The organism is Tenacibaculum sp. 190130A14a (assembly GCF_964048965.1).
Taxonomy (GTDB): domain Bacteria; phylum Bacteroidota; class Bacteroidia; order Flavobacteriales; family Flavobacteriaceae; genus Polaribacter; species Polaribacter polynesiense.
This window is the reverse complement of record NZ_OZ040189.1, coordinates 707248-729058: the sequence shown is the minus strand read 5'-3', so window position 1 is coordinate 729058 and position 21811 is coordinate 707248. Positions and strand designations below refer to the sequence as shown.

Sequence of the window (21811 nt, the reverse complement as noted above, 5' to 3'; positions counted from 1 at the left end):
TTCCTAAAAACAGAACTCAACAAATTCCTAAAAAAGGAGTAATTTTACATAACAAAAAGCGAGACTCATGAATTTTGTGAAATCTTTTCTATATATAACTACTTTACTATTATTTGTAGGTTGTGCTACCTATAAAGCAGAATATACCAATAAGAAAGACGCAACACCTTTAAACAGTACGAAAGAATTAGTTCATTCGTTCTATTTGATTGGTGATGCGGGAAATGCTGATATGGGAAAAACAATTCCATCTTTAACCTACTTTCAAGAAGCGTTGGAGAAATCAAGCAAAAATGCAACTGCTTTATTTTTAGGTGATAATGTATATCCTTATGGAATTCCGAAAAAAGAACATAAAGACAGAGCCTTATCTGAACATCGTATTCAAACCCAAATTGATGCTGTAAAAAACTTTAAAGGAAGTCCTATTTTTATTCCAGGAAATCACGATTGGTATAATGGTTTAAAAGGGTTAAAGCGTCAAGAAAAGATAGTAGAAAAAGCTTTAGGGAAAAAATCGTTTTTACCAGAAAATGGATGTGGGTTGAAAAAAGTAGAAATCAACGATGATATAACACTTATCATTATTGATAGTCGTTGGTTTATTGCCGATTGGAATAAACACCCAACTATTAACGAAGACTGTGATATTAAAACTCGTGAGCGTTTTATAGATGAAGTTTGGAGTTTGTTTAAAAAGAACCGTTATAAAAATGTGGTCGTTGCAATGCACCATCCTATGTATTCTAACGGACCTCATGGAGGAAGTTTTTCTTTTAAAGATCATATGAGCCCTGCTCCTATTCTTGGAACTTTAAAAAACACTTTACGTTCACATGTAGGAATTCAAACAGATATATTTAACAAAAACTACACTGATTTTGTAACACGAATTCAAACTATTTCAAGAGATTTCAATAAAAACATTGTGTTTGTTTCTGGTCATGAACACAACTTACAATATATCGAGAAAGATGGATTCAAACAAGTTGTTAGTGGTTCTGGGTCAAAGCAATCTCCAGCATTAATTGGTTATGATGCACAATTTACTTACGGTAATCATGGATATGCTATATTAAACTATTATAAAGATGGTTCTGCTGTAATTGAATACTATGCAGCAAATAAAAAAGACGGACATAAATTACTATTCAATAAACAAATTATTGAACCAAAAGAAGTAAAACAGTTTAATGAATTTCCAGAGTATGATGCTCATAAAGAATTTATAGAAGCTTCTATTTATAAACCAGAAAATACGGAAGTAAGTGGTTTCCATAAGTTCATGTGGGGAGATTTACACAGAGAAAAATATGGTAAAAAAATAAAGGTTCCTGTATTAGAATTAGAGAAATTATATGGTGGATTAAAACCAATTCAAAGAGGAGGTGGAAACCAAACCAATTCATTACGATTAGAAAATCCAGAAGGAAAACAATATGTTTTACGATCTATGGTAAAAGATGGAAGTCGAATTATGGGTGGGGTTTTAAAAGGAACATTTTTAATTGATGTGGTTCAAGACATATTTACCATGTCGCATCCATATGCTGCTTTTGTGATTCCTGATATGGCAGAAGCTGTAAATATTTATCATACCAATCCAAGAATGTTTTACATGCCAAAACAACCGGCATTAGGAAATTATAATGATGTATTTGGTGGAGGATTATATCTATTAGAAGAACGTCCTGCTGGTAATAGAGATGATGTTAAAAGCTTTGGTAATTCAAAGAAAATTGTAAGCACATTTGATGTTCTAGAAAAAATAAGAAAAAACGGAAAGCACTCTATTGATCAAGAATGGGCAATGCGTTCTCGTTTGTTTGATATGGTAATTGGTGATTGGGACAGACATGAAGATCAATGGCGTTGGGCTTCTTTTAAAACCGATGATGGTAAAACATATTATCGACCAATTCCAAGAGATAGAGATCAACCTTTTTCTAAATTTGACGGAGTTATGATTCCTTTATTTCAACAGTTTGCTCCTTTGGTAAGAAACATGCAAACTTTTGAGCATGACATTAAGGATATGAAGTGGTACAATAATTATCCTCGTTTCTTCGATGCTGAATTCTTAAACAAACTAACCTTAGAAGATTGGTATAAACAAGCTGAATACATTCAGCAAAACCTTACTGATGAAGTAATTGAAAAAGCCATCAAACAGCTACCTCAAGTTATTTATGATATTGATGGTGAAGAAACCATTGCTAAAATAAAATCAAGAAGAAATAAATTAAAGAATATTGCCAAGCGCTATTATACAAAACAAGCAAAAACAGTGTATATCATTGGTACAGATAAAAAAGATAAATTTATTATTAAGCGACTTAATGATGACGAAACTAATGTTACGGTTTATAGAAAAGATGATGAAATTTACAATCGAACTTTTAAAACCAATGAAACCAAAGAAGTTCAAATTTATGGATTGAATGGAGATGATGAATTCTTAATCTCTGGAGATGTAGATGATAGTATTTTAATTCGTTTAATCGGTGGACAAGATCATGACATTTATAATGACACCTCTTCTGTGTCTGGTTGGGGAAAGAAAACAAAGATTTATGATTATAAATCAAAGAAAAACACCGTTAAAGGAAGTAAAGAAACGGCTGATTTACGTTCAGACAATTACTTTAAAAACACCTATAATCATAGAGATATAGAAAACAATACTACGGTTGTTTTTCCAAGTTTAGGAAGTAACCCAGATGATGGATTTTTCTTCGGTGCTGCACTAACCTATACCCAACAAGGTTTTAAAAAACGTCCTTTCGCAAGTCAACATAACCTGGCCGCAAATTACTATACTGCAACAAGTGGTTACGATATTGAATACAATGGAGAGTTCACGGAGTTTATAGGAGATTGGAGTTTACAACTAAGAGCTAAAGTAACAAGTGATAATTACGCAATTAACTTCTTTGGTTGGGGTAATGAAACGCAATTCTCAATGCCAACAGGTGATCAAAGAGATGATTTAGATTATTATAGAGTTAAAAAAGGAGAATTAAGCTTTACACCATCCTTGCTAAAAAGATTAAGAGGAGGCAGTATTTTAAAAGTTTCTGCTTCTATTGAAGGGATTGAAATACAAAATACTCCGAACAGATATATTACGGATGTTTCTCCAAATTCATCTATTGATATTTTCGATACCAATTATTTTATCGGAAGTGAGTTGAGTTTTAACCACAACATAGTTGATGATCAAAGTTTCCCTACCAAAGGTATGAACTTTGACCTAGCTGTAGGAGCAAAATCACTATCTGATGATTTTGATAGAAGATTTGGATATCTCAAAAGTTCATTAGCCTTTTATCAAAATTTAATATACAATCGTTCTTTAGTTTTTGCCTCAGAAATTGGAACACATATTAATTTTGGAAATCGTTTTGAATTTTATCAAGGAGCTACTTTAGGTGGTGATCGAAGCTTACGTGGATTCAACCGTCAGCGTTTTACTGGGAAAGAAAGTTTTTATCATAGTAATGATCTACGCTTGCAATTAGGAAGGTTTAAAACAGCTGTATTACCATTAAAATTAGGCGTTTCTGCTGGATTTGATTACGGTAGAGTATGGAGCCCTAGAGTGGCTCAATCAAGTAAATGGCATACAAGTTATGGAGGATCTGTTTGGTTAAGTGGTATCGATATGTTTACTGCAAACATCTCTTATTTCCAAGGAAATGAAAATGAAAGCCGTTTTTCTTTTGGAATTGGATTTGCCTTTTAAAAAACAACACCATGCAAAGAGTTTTTAATTTAATTTTCACTGTATGTTTTACAATAATAGTTTCTGCCCAAACAGAAACTATTATGTTATCTAAGAATACCAAAGGGCAAATATTAAACACCAATACTGGAATTGTTTTAGTAAAAACTTCAAAAAAAGTAGTTGCTATAAATTCAAGCAAGAAAAAGAATGTTTTATGGGAAAACAAAGACTTAAAAAAAGTAGACTTTAGTTCCTATACAGAAATTCCATTTACGCCCTATGTAATCTTTAGTAAAAAACCTTTTATAAGTTCAAAGTTATTATCGAATGCTTTAGGTACTAAAGGAGTTTCTAAAACCCTAGTAAATGTCTTGGATGGAAACGTTTTTTTCGATTCTGAAACACAAGGTTTCAAAGCGGTCAACAACACCTTAATTTTACCAGAGCAAAAGGCTGTATTGGTCGATGGAATCAAGAACAAGAAATATGTGCTCTCACTTTTTGACTTTCAGACAGGGAAACTCATTTGGGAAACTAATCTTTCGAACCGTGCTTTTTTCAAGGACCTGAAAGGAGCTCTTTTAGATCAAGACATAACACAATTAGATCAAGATAAAAATATCTTTTGGCTAAAAAACAACACTCTTTTAAAAGTAGCTAGTAAAACTGGAGAGGTTCTCTTTCATCAAAAGAACACCACTTCGTTTAACATGAATTCACAAAAAGATGTCATCTATGTGTTCACTAACAAAATTAAAGAAGAAAAATTAAATGAAGAAACGGCCATACAAGCGCTTTCTACAAAAGATTTAAAAGCTTTATGGAAACACACACCGAAAATTACTGGACACATATCTCAAAGTGTTTTTATCAATGATGAACTTATTACCATTACTTCAAAAGGCTTTAATATTATTAATGTTGCTGAAGGAACTAAAAAATGGAATCGTTCAGAAACATTACCACTGATAAAAAAAATAGTTCCAGTATCTAGTGGCTATTTAGTGGTACAAGAAAATTTCCTAACTAAGGTTGATACTCTAGGAAAAAAAGCTTGGAAAAGGAAAGTAAAAATTACCAAATCAAGTAATGAAATACCAATTCATATTTTAGAAGATGCTCAAACTGCCATGTATCTTACCCCTTCTCTTTCCAATAGAATAACAATAGAAAACGGGAATAAAATTTGGAAAAAAGATGTGATTTTAAACAAAGCGGGGTTTATTAGCAGAAACTTAAAATTAAACCATCATTATTACCACGCTTGGTTTGATCAAGCGCACGATTTGTTTCCAGTATACAATGAAAACAATTTCTATATTTTTAACCCAAAAGCAGTAAAAGCTCCTTCTTCTCTGCAAAAGTTTGATTTTGGAAGAGCGATTCCTCATATGGAAATAAGAGAAAAAGGATATTTTATGACTTTAAACAACCAGTTTTATTTCTTTTATAGAGATGGAAGTATAGCTTATCAAAAGAAATTACCCTATCAAGCAAAAGGTTCTTTCTTTAGCGACACTTTTTACTGGGTTGGAAGAGGTATAGGAACAGCAAGGTCAGTTATTGGTTTTATTCCTAATCAAATAGATCAAACCTTTAAAAATGTACTAGTTTCAACCAATTTAGGTTTTGTTACAAGAGCTAGTTCAAGTATTTATGGTACCTATCAATCCTATAAAAACACTTTAAATGACATTACACAGCTTAACTCACTAGGCTTAGATAGTGATTTACTTTCTGTATTTAGTCGTTTTAATAAAGGGCAAAAAAATGACAACTTTAGTATTGTTGTTAGCACAACTAAAGACAAAAAAAGTAGTATTGTTCAATTAGAAAAAGATACAGGTGCTACAACTGTTCTAAAAGAAATAAACTTTGAATTTGACCAGTTTATTATTGACCAAATTGAAAAAGTAATTTATTTCTTTGACGGAAAAAAAGTCATCATTGAAAATTTCATAAAAAAATAAAAAACTACATATGACACCACAAACCCCTCTCATTATAGCCAGTATTTTTGGTATGCTATCCGTTGTTTTCGGTGCTTTTGGAGCTCATGCATTGAAGAAAATTTTATCTGAAGACCAGTTAAAATCTTTTGAAACGGGAGTCAAATACCAAATGTATCATGCCATCGTATTACTATTTATTGGAGCATATTTTAAGCAACCCAATGCATACATGGTTTGGGCTTTTGCAATTGGTATTGTGTTATTTTCTTTTAGTATTTATGGATTGGTTTTATCGGATGCTAAAGGAAAGAAACTTCGTTTCTTAGGACCAATTACTCCATTGGGCGGTTTATTATTTATTGTGGGATGGGTGTTACTACTTTTAGAAGTAATATAATAGCGTAAGATTTACCATTTCAAAGAAAACTCGTACAAATTACCTCCTTTACCATGAGACCTTTCATCGGTAATATAAAGGGTATTGTTGTCTTTAAAACTCACCCCTTCTTTTTGAGAAATATGTTGAAATGGTAATTCGGTTAATGTTCCGTTGAAAAAATTATCTCCGTCAAACTCGGTAAAAAGCAATACTGCTTCATGTGTAAGTAAGACTACTTTTTCTTTGTCGGGAGAAATAGCTGCTGAAGTTACCCAACATTCCATATCATCACAGTTGTTAAACTCTCCTACCAACTTAGCTTCATAATTTCCTTCTTTAGCAGGTATTTTATACAAACTCGTTTTCCCATAGTGTTTTTTTACACGACTCTTTGTAAAAATATATAAGTAACCATCTTTAAAAAAGATAGATTCTGCATCAAAAAAACATTTCTTCTTCTTAGGTGGAAATTTGGTTTGATCGGGATAAGAAAAATGGATTTTCTCCACCTCAACATTTTTCTTTGACAACTCTTGTTTGTTAACTTTTAAAATGACTAAGTTTTGTCTTGCATTCGCATTATTTCCAAAATCTGCTATATACAAATTCCCTTCCTCATCAGAAGTTAAATCCTCCCAATCGTTATTTTTAGCCTGAATCTCTAATACTTTTTCTGTTTTTCCTTTGGTAGAAATAGCAAATAATTGTGGTTTATTTCCGCTATCATTTAGCATCCAAATCACATTATCACTATTTGAATATTCAGTCCCAGACACCTCCTTTAATTTCTTAGGCAAATCGGCAACCAATTTTAGCTGCCCATAATTATTACAACTACATAGGAACAATACAACAACGAAATATAAAACAAACTTCTTCATAGAACAGTAAACGTCAAAAAAAATGAAAGATTATATAGAGCTACCAACTTCCTGAAGCACCACCTCCACCAAAGCCTCCACCTCCGAAGCCTCCGCCAAAACCACCACTTCCGAAGCCACCTGATGAACCACCGAAGCCTCCACTTCCAAAGCCGCCTCGACCAGCATTACTCAATATAATAGTTTCTAAAATATCTCTAGAGTCGGTTCTACGGTAATTACCTCTTCCTCCATTTCCTCTTCCTCCACGAGAAATCAAAATAAAGAAAATGAGAAGAATAATTACAAAGACTATAAATCCAAAATCAAAACCTTCAGATTCTTTACGAGTTCCCTTATATTCACCATTTAAAACTTGAAAAATAGCAGTGGTTGCTCTATCCATTCCGACAGCATAATTCCCCTTCTTAAATTCAGGAATCATGACATTATTGATAATTCGTTCTGCGAGTAAGTCGGTTAACAAGTATTCAATACCATACCCAGTAGCAATATCTACTTTTCTATCTTCTAAAGCTAACAAAATTAAAATACCGTTATCTTCTTTTTCTTGCCCAATTCCCCATTTATGTCCCCAATTGCTAGCTACTAAAGAAATATTATCTCCATTCAATGTCTTAACAGTAGCTACTACAATTTGAGTAGAAGTAGTATCTGAATAACGTATTAACTTTTGTTCTAAAGCTTGTTTTTGAGCAGATGTAAAAACATTCGCTTTGTCATATACACTGGTTTGCTCCTTTGGTTTTTCTGGAATTTTAAATCCGCTTTGCGCTATTGACAGTGCTGATACTAAAAAGATTATTAAAACTAACAATCTTCTACAAACAACTAAAATTTGAGAACTCATTACTAATTTCTGAATCATCCTTTAGAAATTTCGTTAGACAATTCATCTTCATCACTAATACTCCAAGGAAAATGCGCTTTCAGCTCCTTACCAGCTTTCAACACTCCATTAATAATTCCTTGTTTAAAGTTTCCTTGTTGAAACTGTTCTTGCATAGCTTCTTTTGTAGTATCCCAGAAATCGTTTGATACTACCTTATTAATTCCTTTATCTCCATAGATTACAAAGGCATGATCTTCCACAGCAATATAAATTAACACCGCATTTTGCTCTTTGGTGTTAAACATTTTAAGCATACGAAATATTTCTAGCGTACGGTTATAATGAGAAATTTGAGATGTTCTCTCAATATGTACACGTATTTCACCAGAAGTATTTCGTTCAGCTTGTCGAATTGCTTGAACAATTTCTAATTCTTCTTCTGAAGTTAAAAACTCTTCAACTAACGACATATATTATTTAAAATCAAATTTAACATCTGGTGCTTTCTCAGATCCATCTTCCGCTTCAAAGTATGATTTCTCTTCAAAATCATACCAACGAGCTAGCCATTTATTTGGTATTTTTTTTATGTACTTATTATATGGTTTTACCTCTTCATTAAAACGATTACGCTCAACATTAATTCTATTTTCCGTACGTTCTAATTCATTCATCAATTCCATAAAGTTTTGATTGGCTTTTAAATCAGGATAACGCTCAAATACTGCTAACAAACGCGATAAAGCAGAAGTTAACCCACTCTGTGCTTGTTGGAATTGTTTTAACTGTTCAGGAGTAATATTACTGGGGTCTATTTGAATGCTCGTTGCTTTTGAACGTGCTTCTGTTACTTTGATAAAAGTTCCTTGTTCAAACTCTGCATATCCTTTTGCTGTATTCACAAGGTTTGGAATTAAATCAGCTCTTCGTTGATAAGCACTTTCAACATTACCCCATTGTTTTTCAACATTTTCATTCAAATCTATTACACTATTATGAAACTTAATTCCATACATAATAACTCCAAATGCTAATACCAAAATTCCAATGATACTTATACCTAAGCAGCCAAGACTTGCCATTACACCTTTTTTCATGATTTTTTGATTTTTGTTGTTATAATTGATTTTTTATTTTGAGTAATTCTGCTTTTACTGCTTCTAATCTACTAATTATTTCCTGATTACTAACCACTTCCGGATCTTTCTTAAGTTTTTTACGAGCTCCATCAAGTGTAAAACCTCGTTCTTTTACCAAATTATAAATGAGTTTAAAATTCTCAATATCTTCTTTGGTAAACAAACGGTTTCCTTTAGCGTTCTTTTTGGGCTTAATAATATCAAACTCATTATCCCAAAAACGAATTAGAGAAGTATTAACGCCAAAGGCCTTAGCTACTTCTCCAATTTTATAATATCTTTTTTCTGGTAAATCTACATGCATATTTTACCTTGTATCTTATGTATTAATCATACGATTGTCCTTTTTGTTGTGATGCTTTTTGCATGGCAATAAATTCTTCTGGAGTTAAATCTCCATAATAGTAATAAATTGGATTTACGGGTCTACCATTTTTATGAACTTCGTAATGTAAGTGCGGTGCCGCAGAACGACCTGTATTCCCCACATACCCAATCAAATCACCACGTTTTACTTTTTGTCCTCTTTTCGCTGTAATTTTACTCATATGTGCATAGATAGTTTCATATCCATACCCATGATCAATATATACTACCTTTCCAAAAGTTGCACTTCTATGCGCTTTTACTACTTTACCATTTCCAGAGGCAAAAATCGGAGTTCCAGTAGGTGCTGTAAAATCCATTCCATTATGCATTCTCCATGACTTTAATATGGGATGCATTCTCATTCCAAAACCTGAAGCCATCCTTTTTAAATCTTCATTCTTTACCGGTTGAATTGCAGGAATAGATGCCAACATCTTATCTTTCTCCTTCGCTAGTTTAACAATTTCATCTAGTGATTTTGATTGTACTACCATTTGTTTAGACAACACATCTATCTCTTTGGTCACATTTTTAATCATTTCTGTATTATTAAAACCATCTAAATGTCTATACCTATTTACTCCTCCAAAACCTGCTTTTCTCTGTTCTTCTGGAATTGGATTTGCTTCGAAATAGGTTCTATAAATATTATTATCTCTTTCTTGAAGTTCATTTAAAATCTTAGAGCTCTCCTCCATTCTCTTAGATAACAATTCGTAATGAAGTTTTAAATTGTCAAGCTCTCTTTTCTGAGCGCGTTCTTTGGGAGACATTAAAAACTGGCTAAAACCAATAAACCCAAAAAAAGCAACTAGCATAGCTCCTAAAGTCCATAAAACACTTTTCTTAAAAGTATCGCTTTTCTTTGATTCTATTTTTCGGTATGAAAGGGTCTCTGGATCGTAATAATATTTTACTTTCGCCATAATGCTAAATGTACTATTTTTGTGCTCATTAAACGAAGCATCCTATGGGGATGTACTAGTTTGGTTAGTCACAAATTTACAAAATGTTTGAAAACTGCTTTATGAAAGTGGTTTTTTAATTAAAAATTAACATAATTAGATACTAGAGTAGTATGAGATCTCAAGATATTAGAGCTAAATTTTTAGAATTTTTTAAGTCAAAACAACATGATATCGTTCCTTCGGCACCAATGGTGTTAAAGAATGACCCAACATTAATGTTTACCAACTCTGGTATGGCTCCGTTCAAGGAGTTTTTCTTAGGAAATGCTACTCCAAAAAATAATAGAATTTCTGATTCTCAAAAATGTTTACGTGTTTCTGGAAAACACAACGACTTAGAGGAAGTTGGATATGACACGTATCACCATACCATGTTTGAAATGTTAGGAAACTGGAGTTTTGGTGATTACTTTAAAAAAGAAGCTATTGCTTGGGCTTGGGAATTATTAACTGAGGTTTATAAGATTCCTAAAGATATTTTATATGTAACCGTTTTTGAAGGTGATGAGAAAGATGGTACAAAAATGGACCAAGAGGCATACGATATTTGGAAACAATACATTTCTGAAGATCGTATCTTAATGGGGAATAAAAAAGATAACTTCTGGGAAATGGGTGAGCAAGGGCCTTGCGGACCATGTTCTGAGATTCATGTAGATATTCGTTCTGCTGAAGAAAAAGCTAAGGTTGATGGAAAATCATTAGTAAACGAAGACCATCCACAAGTTGTTGAAATATGGAACTTAGTTTTCATGCAGTTCAATCGTAAGGCAAATGGTTCTTTAGATGAATTACCAGCAAAACATATTGATACTGGAATGGGATTTGAGCGTTTATGTATGGTATTACAAGACGTTAAATCTAACTATGATACAGATGTATTTACACCGTTAATTAGAGAAATTGAAACGATTACAGGTGTTGGATATGGTAAAGATGAAAAGATTGATATTGCTATTCGTGTAATTGCAGATCACGTTCGTGCAGTTGCTTTTGCTATCGCAGACGGACAATTACCAAGTAATAATGGTGCTGGATATGTTATTCGTAGAATATTACGTAGAGCTATTCGTTATGGATTTACTTTCTTAAATAAAAAAGAACCTTTTATTTATAAGTTAGCAGAAACCTTAGCACATCAAATGGGAGATGCTTTCCCAGAAATTAGAAAACAAGATACTTTAGTTCATAATGTAATTAAGGAGGAAGAAGCTTCTTTCTTACGTACCTTAGAACAAGGGTTATTATTATTAGATCGTGTAATTGAAACTACTCAAGGAACTACGGTTTCTGGTAAAAAAGCTTTTGAATTATATGACACTTACGGATTCCCATTAGATTTAACGCAATTAATTGCTCGTGAAAAAGGGTATGATGTAAATGAAGAAGAATTTAATGCTGGAATGAAAGCTCAAAAAGACCGTTCTCGTGCAGCTTCTGCAAGTGAAACCGGTGACTGGGTTGTTTTAGTAGAAGATGAAATGGAAGAGTTTGTTGGATATGACACGTTAAGTGTTGACGTGAAACTTACTCGTTATAGAAAAGTAACTACTAAAAAAGATGGAGATCAATACCAATTAGTTTTCAATATGACTCCTTTCTACCCTGAAGGCGGTGGACAAGTTGGTGATAAAGGTTTTATTGAAGCTCCAAACGGTGATGTTATTTATGTGATTGATACAAAGAAAGAAAACAATGTAATCATTCACTTTACAAAAAATTTACCGAAAAACTTAAACGAAACATTCAAAGCAGTTGTAAACGATGAGTTTAGACGTTTATCGGCTAGTAATCACTCAGCAACGCACTTGTTACACCAAGCGTTACGCGCAGTTTTAGGAGATCACGTAGAACAAAAAGGATCTTTAGTAAGTCCTGATTATTTACGTTTTGACTTTTCTCACTTCTCAAAGGTTGACAAAGATCAGTTAAGAGAAATTGAAGAGTTTGTGAATGCGCGTATTCGTGAGAATCTTCCTTTAGAAGAGAAAAGAAATATTCCAATGCAACAAGCTATTAACGAAGGTGCTTTGGCATTGTTTGGAGAAAAGTATGGTGATAGTGTTCGTGCAATCCGTTTTGGACAATCAATGGAATTATGTGGAGGAACACATGTACAACAAACAGGAGATATTTGGTATTTTAAAATCAAATCTGAAGGTGCTGTAGCTGCTGGTATTCGTCGTATTGAGGCAATTACCAACCTTGCTGTAGGTGAATATTTTGAAGATGTAGAGCGTAACTTTAACTCGGTAAAACAATTACTTAAAAACCCTAAAGACATTACCAAATCGGTAAGTGCTTTACAAACTGAAAATGCCGCTTTAAAGAAGCAAATAGAGCAATTACAAAAAGATAAAGCAAAGAATATGAAAGGAGATCTTAAAAATCAATTACAAGAGATTAACGGAGTTCAATTCTTGGCCTTAAAAGTAGATTTAGATCAGGTAAGTATTAGAAACTTATTATTTGAATTGGCTGGAGAGGTTGACAACTTATTTGCTTTATTAGCTACTTCTGAAAATCCAGAAAAAGCAATGTTAACTTGCTATATCTCTAAAAACTTAGCAAATGAACGTGGTTATGATGCTGGTAAAGTAGTAAGAGAATTAGGTAAATACATTCACGGTGGTGGAGGTGGACAAAACTTCTATGCAACTGCTGGAGGTAAAAATCCAGGAGGATTACCTAAAGTATTAGACAAAGCTAAAGAGTATGTAGTGTAACTACAAGCTCTATAAAATTATAAAAAGGTTCAAAGTTTGTATTTCTTTGAACCTTTTTATATTTGTAAAAAATGAAAAAGAAAGTATGCAATCCAAAACCAAAAAATTCGTCCGTTTTTTAATTCCTATTAGCATTGTTGTTTTACCCCGTTTACTAAGAGATTTTTTTGGATTTGATATCAATGTATATATAGATAAAATACCTTCTTATTATTTCACCATTGCTCTTATATTACTTTTGGTATATTCAATTGTAGATACTTATAAAAAATTTTACCAAGAAGTAAAAACAACCAATAATATATTATTCATTGCTAGTGAAAATGATTACTATAGAAAAAACACTGCACATGGTTTTCTAACAGTTCTAACAATTGGATTTTGTTTTTATGCTATGATGCCTAAGGTTCATTCTATAAACAATTCTCTTTTTATAGTATTGCTTTATTTAGCTGGTTTTAGAAAATCCATTTTAAACAAAACTGCTATGTTTGAATTAAAAAATGATACTTTTCTTTATACCAATGAAAAGGAAAAACAAACTTTTAATACCGAAAACCTTCAATCCATTATCATTGCAAACAATAGCATTTCTCTACAATATACATCGTCTGAAAAGCTTATTTCTTTTTTAGAAATCAATGAAGAAGACTTCAAAGAAATCAAATCTTGGTTTCTAAAACACCTTCCCAACATAACGATAACGAAGAGTAATTAAAGCTCTTTGTTCAATGCTTCCTTATAGGTACTAGTTACTCATTCTCTCGTTAATTTATAACCTACCATAACCTTCATTGTGGTGGAGGTGGACAAAACTTCTACGCAACTGCTGGAGGTAAAAACCCAGGAGGATTGCCTAAAGTATTAGACAAAGCTAAAGAGTATGTAGTGTAACTACTCTTAAATAGAAACTTATATAAAACTTGTTACTTTTAAGTAGCGAGTTTTTTGTTTACCGAAAGTTTTCTCTCGTGATATTTAATTAAAAAAAATTAACTTCGCAATTGACTGATATTTTATCCCTAAAACTAAGAGGATCTTAATTGCTATATATCAAATAAATTAAAAAATGAAAATGAAAAAATTACTCCTGAGTATACTAACTGCTCTTATCCTAATAATTTCGATATTCCTATATGTTAATAGGGATAATTTTGTTTATGTAGGATCAGTAGATGTTATTGAAGTTGATTGTAGTAAAAAACATCAAATCTTGAGTGAAGTTTATAAAAGTGATCAAAAGATTAGAAAATCAAATCAACTTATTAAATACGCTAAAGAAGATCACAGAAATCAGGAGCTAATAATTAGCATTATTGAAAAATGCGGTATGCCAACATTAAATGAGGTATCTCAAAAACACATGGATGCAATATGGTTGGGGTTACAACATTCAAATGAGGATGTTAGAAAAAAATACTTTCCATTTGTTGAGAAAGCGGTAGAAAATGGAGATTTATCCAAGCAACAATATGCTTTAATGAAAGATCGTATATTAATGGATGCTGGCAAACCACAAATATATGGTTCGCAGATAGATAATGGAAAATTATATAAATTAGAAAATCCTGAATCTGTAAACGAAAGAAGAAAAGAAATGGGTTTGGAAACAATAGAGGATTATTTAAAGAGATTCGGGATTGAGTTTAATCCGAGTTAAAACCCAACACAAAGTACATAAATACTAGTTATAATTAATTACCAAAATTGAGTCTTGTATAGAAAGTATTAGCTAAAACTTTAAACAAGTAAAATTAGTTAAATTAAAGAGCAATAGCCAAAAACCGAGTAAATTGCTCGGTTTTTGGCTATCATTTATAATGCGTTTTTATAAGTACTAATAGCTCTTTCTCTTGCAAATTTATGCTCAACTATTGGTTGCGGATAGCTCAATTCTTCAAAGTCTTTTACCCAGGTTTTTACATACTGTAAGTCTTTATCAAACTTTTTAAGCTGTTCTGTAGGATTGAACACTCTAAAATAGGGTGCTGCATCACAGCCTGTACCAGCAGACCATTGCCAGTTTCCATTATTAGAAGCCAATTCATAGTCCAATAATTTCTCAGCAAAATAAGCCTCACCCCAACGCCAATCGATGAGTAAATGTTTACATAGAAATCCTGCGGTAATCATACGAACTCTGTTATGCATGTATCCTGTTTTATTTAATTCACGCATACCAGCGTCAACCATGGGATATCCTGTTTCTCCTCTACACCATTTTTCAAACTCCTCTTTGTTATTTCTCCATGGAACTGCATCGTACTTCGATTTAAAATTCTGGGTAACCACTTTAGGGAAATGATATAAAATCTGCATAAAAAATTCTCTCCAAATCAATTCGCTCAAAAACACCTGATTTAAGTCAAGTGCTTTTTTTACCATTTCTCGTACGCTAACTGTTCCAAAACGTAAATGAGGAGAAATGTATGAAGTGGTATTTTTTGCAGGAAAATCTCTTGTAGTATCATAAGAACTTATTTGAGAAAAGTCATAAGGCTTCACTTTGATTATACTTTCTTTAAAGCCTATAAAATCCAACATCGGAAAATTGATAGTCTTTTTTAAGAAACCTGAAAAATCAATCTCATATTCCTGCGTATCTTTTTCTTTTGAAAAAGCTTTCAACCATTTGTTTTTATATGGGGTATATACGGTATAAGGCGTTCCATCATTTTTGACTACCTCATTTTCTTCAAAAATCACTTGATCTTTACATAAATGAAATGCGATTTCCTTTGACGCTAAAAAAGATTGTACTTGCGTATCTCTTTGAATTGCATATGGCTCATAGTCTTTATTTGTATATACCTCCTTAATCTCATATTCCTCAGAAAGATCACTCCAAACTTTAAGTGGTTTCCCTTTTAAAACCAATAAAGACGAATCGTATTGTTTTAGTTTTTTATCTATCTCTTTTAAAGACTCATAAATAAAATTCACCCTTGCATCATCTTTTGGAAGTGCATCTAAAATCTCTTCGTCAAAAATGAATATCGGCAGTACTTTATAACCAGATTGTAAAGCTTTAGACAATCCTTTGTTATCATACAATCGTAGATCTCTACGATACCAAAAAATGGCAATTTTATCCTTCATTAAACAATTTCTCTAGTGTTTCATATCGATGTTCAAATATTCCCTTTAGCTGCTTCTTTATAAAAATACTTTGAGCAAGATGTCCTAAGAAACCAAATGGTATTTTATACGATATTTTATCTTTCATTAATGTATTCCCATTAGATAACTCCTCAAACCAGTGTTCATGATGCCACATGCTGTAAGGACCAAATCGTTGTTCATCTATAAAAAAATCTTGTTCTTTTACTTGCGTAATTTCAGTTACCCAGTTTGATTTTATTCCTGGTAATATTCCTACTTTATATGTAATAATTTGCCCAGCATACGCCTTACTTTCAACAGCAGAAGTTATTTGAAATCCCATATGCGAAGGAGTAATCTCTTGCAGGTTTTCTGGTGAACTAAAAAAATCCCATGCCTCTTTGATTGGCACTTCTAAAATTTGCTCTGTTGATAAGGTATAAATTCCTGAATGTTTTTTAAATGCAATCACTTTACAATCGTTTTGTTATTTTATTACTCATTGGCTTAGTCATTGAGTAAAATACATCTATCAATCTTCCTTCTTCATCTACAAGGTACTTTTGAAAGTTCCATTTCACAGAAGAACTCATTTTACCATTTTTATCTTTTTGCGTTAACCACTGATAAATTGGGTGCTGTTGTTCTCCTTTCACATCAATCTTTTCAGTCATTGGAAAATCAACTCCGTAATTCATTCTACAAAATGTTTTAATTTCTTCTGCTGTACCTGGTTCTTGCGCCCCAAATTGATTACAAGGCAGCCCGACAACAACTAGTTTATCTTTGTACTTGGTATATAAATCTTGTAAACCATCATATTGGTTTGTAAAACCGCATTTTGATGCCACATTCACAAATAATATTTTTTTCCCTTTATACGCTCCCAAACTCAATTCTTCTCCATTAATTGAATTTATTTTTAAATCAAATAACGACTCTTTGGGAGTTACCGTTTGTGCATTTCCTAAAAAACTAAATAAGGTCATAATTAGCATAATTTTTATTTTTTTCATCGAACTGATATTTTTTCCACTTGTAATTTAAATTTTTCATCTGTTTTATTCCCTATCAAAATGGCGATTTCTTCAATTCTATTTGAAGAAAAATTTTCTAAATTGAGTCTATAGCCTCGAAAAGATGGATAAAACCTTGATAACGGTAATACTACTTCTTGTTTTTCTCCTGTGGTTTGAAAATGTTGTATATACCAAAAACGATCTCTTCTATTGGCTTTCACCCTTAATTGATACTTTTTACCATCTCCTTTTATTTTTAACACGATATTCTCTTTCTCTGTATCTAAGACAACATTTACGCGCATTCTTGTCATGGCAAAACCTCCATTATTTTTTGTAGAAACCTCTCCAGAAAAAACAGCTACTCCATTTTCATCTAACATCATTTTAGATGTTGAAAGTCCTCCCATTACATCATCATTCGTAACCCTCCACTTAGATTGCTTTTCTTTGTCAAACATTATTATTTCATTATTTACATTTAGAAATAAAAATAGTACTACTAGCCATCTCATAACTATATCTTTAACGTTACTATACCTGCGTCTATTGGAATTACTTGCCCGGTAATTGCTGCAGCTTTATCAGACAATAAATAACACGCTAAATCAGCCACTTCTTTCGATTCTAAATATTTCTTAAGCGGATGACGCTGCTTCATGGATTCTTGTTGTTTTTCGTTTCTCAATAATCTTGAAGCTAAAGGGGTATTAGTCACCGTAGGAGCTATTGCATTGAATCTTATTTTGGTTGCATATTCTGCTGCTAACGATTTTGTTAATCCTTCAATTGCCGACTTACTAGCTGCAATACTTGCATGGAAAGGCATACCTAATGTAGTTGCAACAGAACTAAATAACACTACATTACCATTGCATGATACTAATTGGTTTTCATAAGCTTTTAAACTTTTAATTGCCCCTACAACATTGATATTAAAATCGTTTTGAAATTCATCAAGAGTTAAACGGGTAAACGATTTTAAATTTATGCTGCCGGGGCAGTAAACCAAACTATGAACTTCGCCTTCAATATTTGGCAAAACATCATTAACTACATCACATTCATAATTAACTACATTCTCATGACTCTCCGCTGGAGTTCTACTAATATTTATAATTTTAGTGGTCGCTTTCAAATTGTTTACAATAGCTTTTCCTATTCCTTTACTACCTCCTATTACTACTACTGTTTTCATAATCTACCTTTTAATCTTTTTTCTACTTTCTGCTTAATTAAGGTTAAGCGTTTCATGATATCCATTAGGTTTCCATCTTTAGTTTTCTTATATATTTCATTCATAGATAGAATTATTTCCTTTGCTCTTCTAGAAGCCAAAATTTTCTCGTTTCTTGTTCTAAAAGATTTATGATTTTTCTCAAAATCTAATGCCTCTTGAATTAAGTTTACTGTACTCATTTTAAATAATTTTGAAGTTCTACAATTTTTCTTGGAGACTGAAATTCTCCGCCATAAAAACATGTTACTGTTTCTGAAGTATCATCTTTTACTCCTCTTGAAGACACACACAAATGTTTTGCTTCAATAATAACAGCTACACTTTCTGTATCTAAAATATCTTGCAAATCTCTTCCTATTTGATTTGTTAACCGCTCTTGAACTTGAGGTCTTTTAGCATAGTATTGCACAATTCTATTGAGTTTTGAAAGTCCTATTACTTTCCCGGAAGAGATATAGGCAATATGTGCTTTTCCTATTATTGGAACAAAGTGATGTTCACAATTCGAATAAAAGCTAATATTCTTTTCAACCAACATTTGGTTGTATTGATATTTATTTTCAAACAGGGCTATTTTGGGTTTATTGGCCGGGTCTAATCCAGAAAAAATCTCTTCTATATACATCTTAGCCACCCTTTTTGGTGTTCCTTTTAAAGAATCGTCAGATAAATCTAATCCCATTGTTTCCATAATCTCTTGAAACAACCCTGCTATTTTCTGCTTTTTTTCTTCATTAGAAATTAAAAATGCATCAGGTACCATAGGAGTCTCAATTCCTGTATACAAATGATCATCTCCTATACTTTCAACACTCAAATCCGAAAGATTATTTTTCATAGGGGTACTCAACAAAGTTTCTTGGTGTTTCATAAAGTTTAATTTTAATTTCTAATGTGTTACAAATAACTTCTCTTAACTTATTGTAAATTACTCTTGCTATATTTTCTACCGTCGGATTTAAATCTTTAAACTCTACTACTTCTAAGTTTAAGTTTTTATGATCAAACGCTTCTAGTATCTCTCTTTTTATATGATCAGACAGCTCTTTAGTATCAATTACATATCCCGTTTCTTCATTTATTTCCCCAATAATGGTTACTTCCAATTCGTAATTATGTCCGTGATAATTAGGATTATTACATTTACCAAAAATTTCCTGGTTCTTTTTCAAACTCCAATGGTTGTTATGTAATCTATGTGCTGCATTAAAATGTTCTTTCCTTGTTATACCTGCTTTATGTTGTGATATCATGAGCGTTTCGAAATCTTGTTATTACTTATGCTTTTTTGTCTTGTGCATTTAAACCTTCCCTTCATAAAAGTTCTTTTTTGCTCGTGCTTCGTTTTTCTTCCCTGTACTCTTTTTCTCCAAAGTCGAAAACTAGAAGGTTTCAATTCCCTTCTCATCAAATTAATGACTTCTTGCTCTTTTATATCGAATTGATATTTAATCGCATCAAAAGTGGTTCTATCTTCCCAAGCCATTTCTATAATTCTATCTATTGCTCTTTCTGTCATAAAAAATAATTGATCGTTTTCATTGCTTTTAAGTCCATCATCTTATCTATGAATTTTTTATTTTCTCTAAATTTTAAATCTTTACGAAATCTGATAAAACTATTGTCTGAATGGATACTAAAAAAACCATCATTAAAAACAACTAATTTGTAATATGGAACCACCCAACAAAAACGCTCCATTTGCTTAGTTACATAAATCATTATTCCTTTTGGTCTTAACTCAATACTTCCATATTCTAAATCACTAACACTGGCAATTATCCTTTGAAAATTGGCACTTACACTGTCTATGATCATTCTTCCGGAGCCTACTCCTCTCAATTTTAATGCAGCAATAAAACCTATTGGATTTCCAACAAGAGCATTGATTTCTGCTACATCTTCTTTATCGGTATGTGTTATATTAAATAGCATATTACTTAACAATGTGTTTTTTCAAAATTCTATAGTTATCTTTCATTACATCAGGATCTTTTTTCATTCTCCATATGGCATCAGATGCTTTTTTTCTAGATTTATCTATATCAATAATTGGTTTTGGATAATCTTTTCCTAAAGTAAATCCATAAAGTCTTTGCTCTAACGCTGTCATTTTAAAAGGTTCATGTATAAAGGCTATTGGTAAATTAGCCAATTCGGGAACCCATTTGGTTATAAATTTCCCATCTGAATCGTGTTCCAATCCATTTTTTACAGGATTGTAAATTCTTATTGTATTAATCCCTGTTTCTCCTGCTTGCATTTGCAATTGTGGAAAATGGATTCCAGGTTCAAAATCTAAAAACAGTTTCGACAAATATTTAGAAGCTTCTTGCCATGGTTGCCATAAATTGTGTGTAAAAAAAGACACTAACATGGCTCTCATTCTAAAGTTCAAATACCCTGTTGTTATTAAGCAACGCATACATGCATCTACAAAAGGTACTCCAGTTTTTCCTTCTTTCCAAGCCTTCACATATCTTTTAGTAACGTCTTTCTTTAACTTTCGAAAACCTTTGTTTATACTTTCTTTTTCCATTATACATTCCATTTCAAACTTTTGAATGAAATGAGCTTGCCATCTTAGTCGAGAGGTAAATGCATATAAAGCTCTTTTGTTATTTGCTTGTACTTGTACCAATTTTGCTTGCTGATAAACTTCTCTTACTGAAAGATTTCCCCAAGCGATATATGGAGATAACCTACTACAACTTTCTCGTGCTTCATTAGGTTTAGATATATGCTTTGCATAATTTTCATAACGAATACTAAAAAAGCTTTTCATATATTTTAACCCCATTGTTCTGCCTCCTTGTTGAAAAGTTCCTTTTTCGGTATTGAGGGAAACTTCATTCAAGTTTTTCGCTAAAAAGTTAATTTCATCATTAGAAAAGAACATTGCTTCTTCTGGTTGAAAAGTACTTTTCTCAGTCTTCATGTATGCCTCCCAATCTTCCTTCCATTGCTCTCTATCTTTTCTGCCTCTAAACACCCCATTGTGAACATTTTCTAACCACGCAATCGAGTTGTTACTACAAAATCTTTTGAATGACTTATCTCTATTATAGGTTCTTAAAATTCCTGTTTCAATATGCGAGTATACCGCTGACAAATTCACTTGAGATTGAAAAAATCTAAAAAACCCAATAACTTCAGAATTCACAGTTAAAACACGCGTATTATACGCTACTAACTCTTTATTTATATCTCTTAAAGATTCTTTGATGAAGTTCCAATGCCTCTCAGAATAATGTTCATCTGCCAACAAACTGTTTTCGAAAAGATATAGAAATAGTACTTTTTTACCCGATTTAATTGCACTAGATACCGCCTCGTTATCATACAAACGAAGGTCTCTTTTAAACCAAACTACTACTATTTCTTCTTTTGAATGCATCATAAAATCTTAATTTTACACTGTTTAACAAAACACCGAATAGGTTAAACAAAAAATATATAATCAAAAAAAATATCTTC

At 32.1% G+C, this 21811-nt stretch carries 23 protein-coding genes; 6 read left to right on the top strand and 17 right to left on the bottom strand.

What is annotated here, in order from left to right:
- Positions 1-67: 67 nt before the first annotated feature.
- Genes ABNT22_RS03575 through ABNT22_RS03565 form a run of 3 tightly spaced genes read left to right on the top strand, consistent with a single transcriptional unit; the run spans position 68 to position 6076 of the window.
- On the top strand, positions 68-3745 hold the full coding sequence (locus tag ABNT22_RS03575; protein WP_348716624.1) for a ShlB/FhaC/HecB family hemolysin secretion/activation protein: 3678 nt from the start codon (positions 68-70) through the stop codon (positions 3743-3745).
- 11 nt (positions 3746-3756) lie between these two features.
- On the top strand, positions 3757-5697 hold the full coding sequence (locus ABNT22_RS03570; protein ID WP_348716622.1) for a PQQ-binding-like beta-propeller repeat protein: 1941 nt from the start codon (positions 3757-3759) through the stop codon (positions 5695-5697).
- Between the two features lie 10 nt (positions 5698-5707).
- Positions 5708-6076 carry a DUF423 domain-containing protein gene (locus tag ABNT22_RS03565; RefSeq protein ID WP_348716620.1) on the top strand — a complete coding sequence of 123 codons (369 nt, stop codon included), beginning with the start codon at positions 5708-5710 and terminating at the stop codon, positions 6074-6076.
- 11 nt (positions 6077-6087) lie between these two features.
- Here ABNT22_RS03565 and ABNT22_RS03560 read toward each other — a convergent pair whose 3' ends face one another.
- Genes ABNT22_RS03560 through ABNT22_RS03535 form a run of 6 tightly spaced genes read right to left on the bottom strand, consistent with a single transcriptional unit; the run spans position 6088 to position 10205 of the window.
- Positions 6088-6939, bottom strand: a complete 852-nt coding sequence (locus ABNT22_RS03560) for a hypothetical protein (RefSeq protein ID WP_348716619.1) — start codon at positions 6937-6939, stop codon at positions 6088-6090.
- Positions 6940-6979: 40 nt separating this feature from the next.
- The gene (locus ABNT22_RS03555) at positions 6980-7807 is read right to left on the bottom strand and encodes a TPM domain-containing protein (RefSeq protein ID WP_348716617.1); all 828 of its coding nucleotides are present in this window, start codon (positions 7805-7807) and stop codon (positions 6980-6982) included.
- Positions 7804-8241 (bottom strand): TPM domain-containing protein, encoded by a 438-nt coding sequence (locus ABNT22_RS03550; RefSeq protein WP_348716615.1) that lies wholly within the window; start codon positions 8239-8241, stop codon positions 7804-7806. Before ABNT22_RS03550 ends, ABNT22_RS03555 begins: the two co-directional genes overlap by 4 nt.
- Before the next feature lie 3 nt (positions 8242-8244).
- Positions 8245-8868, bottom strand: a complete 624-nt coding sequence (locus ABNT22_RS03545) for a LemA family protein (protein ID WP_348716613.1) — start codon at positions 8866-8868, stop codon at positions 8245-8247.
- A 19-nt stretch (positions 8869-8887) separates the two neighbouring features.
- Complete coding sequence (locus ABNT22_RS03540; RefSeq protein ID WP_299108056.1) at positions 8888-9214, bottom strand: MerR family transcriptional regulator; 327 nt, start codon at positions 9212-9214, stop codon at positions 8888-8890.
- A gap of 22 nt (positions 9215-9236) precedes the next feature.
- Positions 9237-10205, bottom strand: a complete 969-nt coding sequence (locus ABNT22_RS03535; protein ID WP_348716611.1) for a M23 family metallopeptidase — start codon at positions 10203-10205, stop codon at positions 9237-9239.
- A 152-nt stretch (positions 10206-10357) separates the two neighbouring features.
- Between ABNT22_RS03535 and alaS the strand changes: the two genes are divergently transcribed.
- The 3 genes from alaS (at position 10358) to ABNT22_RS03520 (ending at position 14633) form a co-directional block, all read left to right on the top strand.
- Positions 10358-12973 (top strand): alanine--tRNA ligase, encoded by a 2616-nt coding sequence (alaS, locus tag ABNT22_RS03530; protein ID WP_348716609.1) that lies wholly within the window; start codon positions 10358-10360, stop codon positions 12971-12973.
- Between the two features lie 85 nt (positions 12974-13058).
- A complete protein-coding gene (locus tag ABNT22_RS03525) occupies positions 13059-13691 on the top strand; it encodes a hypothetical protein (protein ID WP_348716608.1) in 633 nt (210 codons plus the stop codon).
- A gap of 357 nt (positions 13692-14048) precedes the next feature.
- Entirely contained in the window at positions 14049-14633 is a 585-nt protein-coding gene (locus tag ABNT22_RS03520) for a DUF6624 domain-containing protein (RefSeq protein WP_348716607.1), read from the top strand.
- A 155-nt stretch (positions 14634-14788) separates the two neighbouring features.
- Here ABNT22_RS03520 and ABNT22_RS03515 read toward each other — a convergent pair whose 3' ends face one another.
- From ABNT22_RS03515 to ABNT22_RS03465, 11 genes are read right to left on the bottom strand one after another with little or no spacing between them, the layout of a single operon-like run.
- The gene (locus ABNT22_RS03515; protein ID WP_348716605.1) at positions 14789-16072 is read right to left on the bottom strand and encodes a deoxyribodipyrimidine photo-lyase; all 1284 of its coding nucleotides are present in this window, start codon (positions 16070-16072) and stop codon (positions 14789-14791) included.
- On the bottom strand, positions 16062-16547 hold the full coding sequence (locus ABNT22_RS03510; RefSeq protein ID WP_348716604.1) for an SRPBCC family protein: 486 nt from the start codon (positions 16545-16547) through the stop codon (positions 16062-16064). The genes ABNT22_RS03515 and ABNT22_RS03510 overlap by 11 nt, the downstream gene beginning before the upstream one ends.
- A gap of 1 nt (position 16548) precedes the next feature.
- Positions 16549-17091, bottom strand: a complete 543-nt coding sequence (locus ABNT22_RS03505) for a glutathione peroxidase (protein ID WP_348716602.1) — start codon at positions 17089-17091, stop codon at positions 16549-16551.
- Entirely contained in the window at positions 17088-17609 is a 522-nt protein-coding gene (locus ABNT22_RS03500) for a CIA30 family protein (RefSeq protein WP_348716600.1), read from the bottom strand. Before ABNT22_RS03500 ends, ABNT22_RS03505 begins: the two co-directional genes overlap by 4 nt.
- A gap of 2 nt (positions 17610-17611) precedes the next feature.
- Positions 17612-18292 (bottom strand): SDR family oxidoreductase, encoded by a 681-nt coding sequence (locus ABNT22_RS03495; RefSeq protein ID WP_348716598.1) that lies wholly within the window; start codon positions 18290-18292, stop codon positions 17612-17614.
- The gene (locus tag ABNT22_RS03490; RefSeq protein ID WP_348716597.1) at positions 18289-18513 is read right to left on the bottom strand and encodes a hypothetical protein; all 225 of its coding nucleotides are present in this window, start codon (positions 18511-18513) and stop codon (positions 18289-18291) included. Before ABNT22_RS03490 ends, ABNT22_RS03495 begins: the two co-directional genes overlap by 4 nt.
- Positions 18510-19205 carry a GTP cyclohydrolase I FolE gene (folE, locus tag ABNT22_RS03485; protein ID WP_348716595.1) on the bottom strand — a complete coding sequence of 232 codons (696 nt, stop codon included), beginning with the start codon at positions 19203-19205 and terminating at the stop codon, positions 18510-18512. Before folE ends, ABNT22_RS03490 begins: the two co-directional genes overlap by 4 nt.
- Complete coding sequence (locus ABNT22_RS03480) at positions 19162-19587, bottom strand: 6-pyruvoyl trahydropterin synthase family protein (protein WP_348716593.1); 426 nt, start codon at positions 19585-19587, stop codon at positions 19162-19164. The genes folE and ABNT22_RS03480 overlap by 44 nt, the downstream gene beginning before the upstream one ends.
- Positions 19584-19853 (bottom strand): TIGR03643 family protein, encoded by a 270-nt coding sequence (locus tag ABNT22_RS03475; RefSeq protein ID WP_348716591.1) that lies wholly within the window; start codon positions 19851-19853, stop codon positions 19584-19586. The genes ABNT22_RS03480 and ABNT22_RS03475 overlap by 4 nt, the downstream gene beginning before the upstream one ends.
- Complete coding sequence (locus ABNT22_RS03470) at positions 19850-20269, bottom strand: hypothetical protein (RefSeq protein WP_348716589.1); 420 nt, start codon at positions 20267-20269, stop codon at positions 19850-19852. Before ABNT22_RS03470 ends, ABNT22_RS03475 begins: the two co-directional genes overlap by 4 nt.
- A 1-nt stretch (position 20270) precedes the next feature.
- Positions 20271-21734, bottom strand: coding sequence for a cryptochrome/deoxyribodipyrimidine photo-lyase family protein (locus ABNT22_RS03465; RefSeq protein WP_348716587.1), 1464 nt, complete (start codon positions 21732-21734; stop codon positions 20271-20273).
- Between the last annotated feature and the right edge of the window lie 77 nt (positions 21735-21811).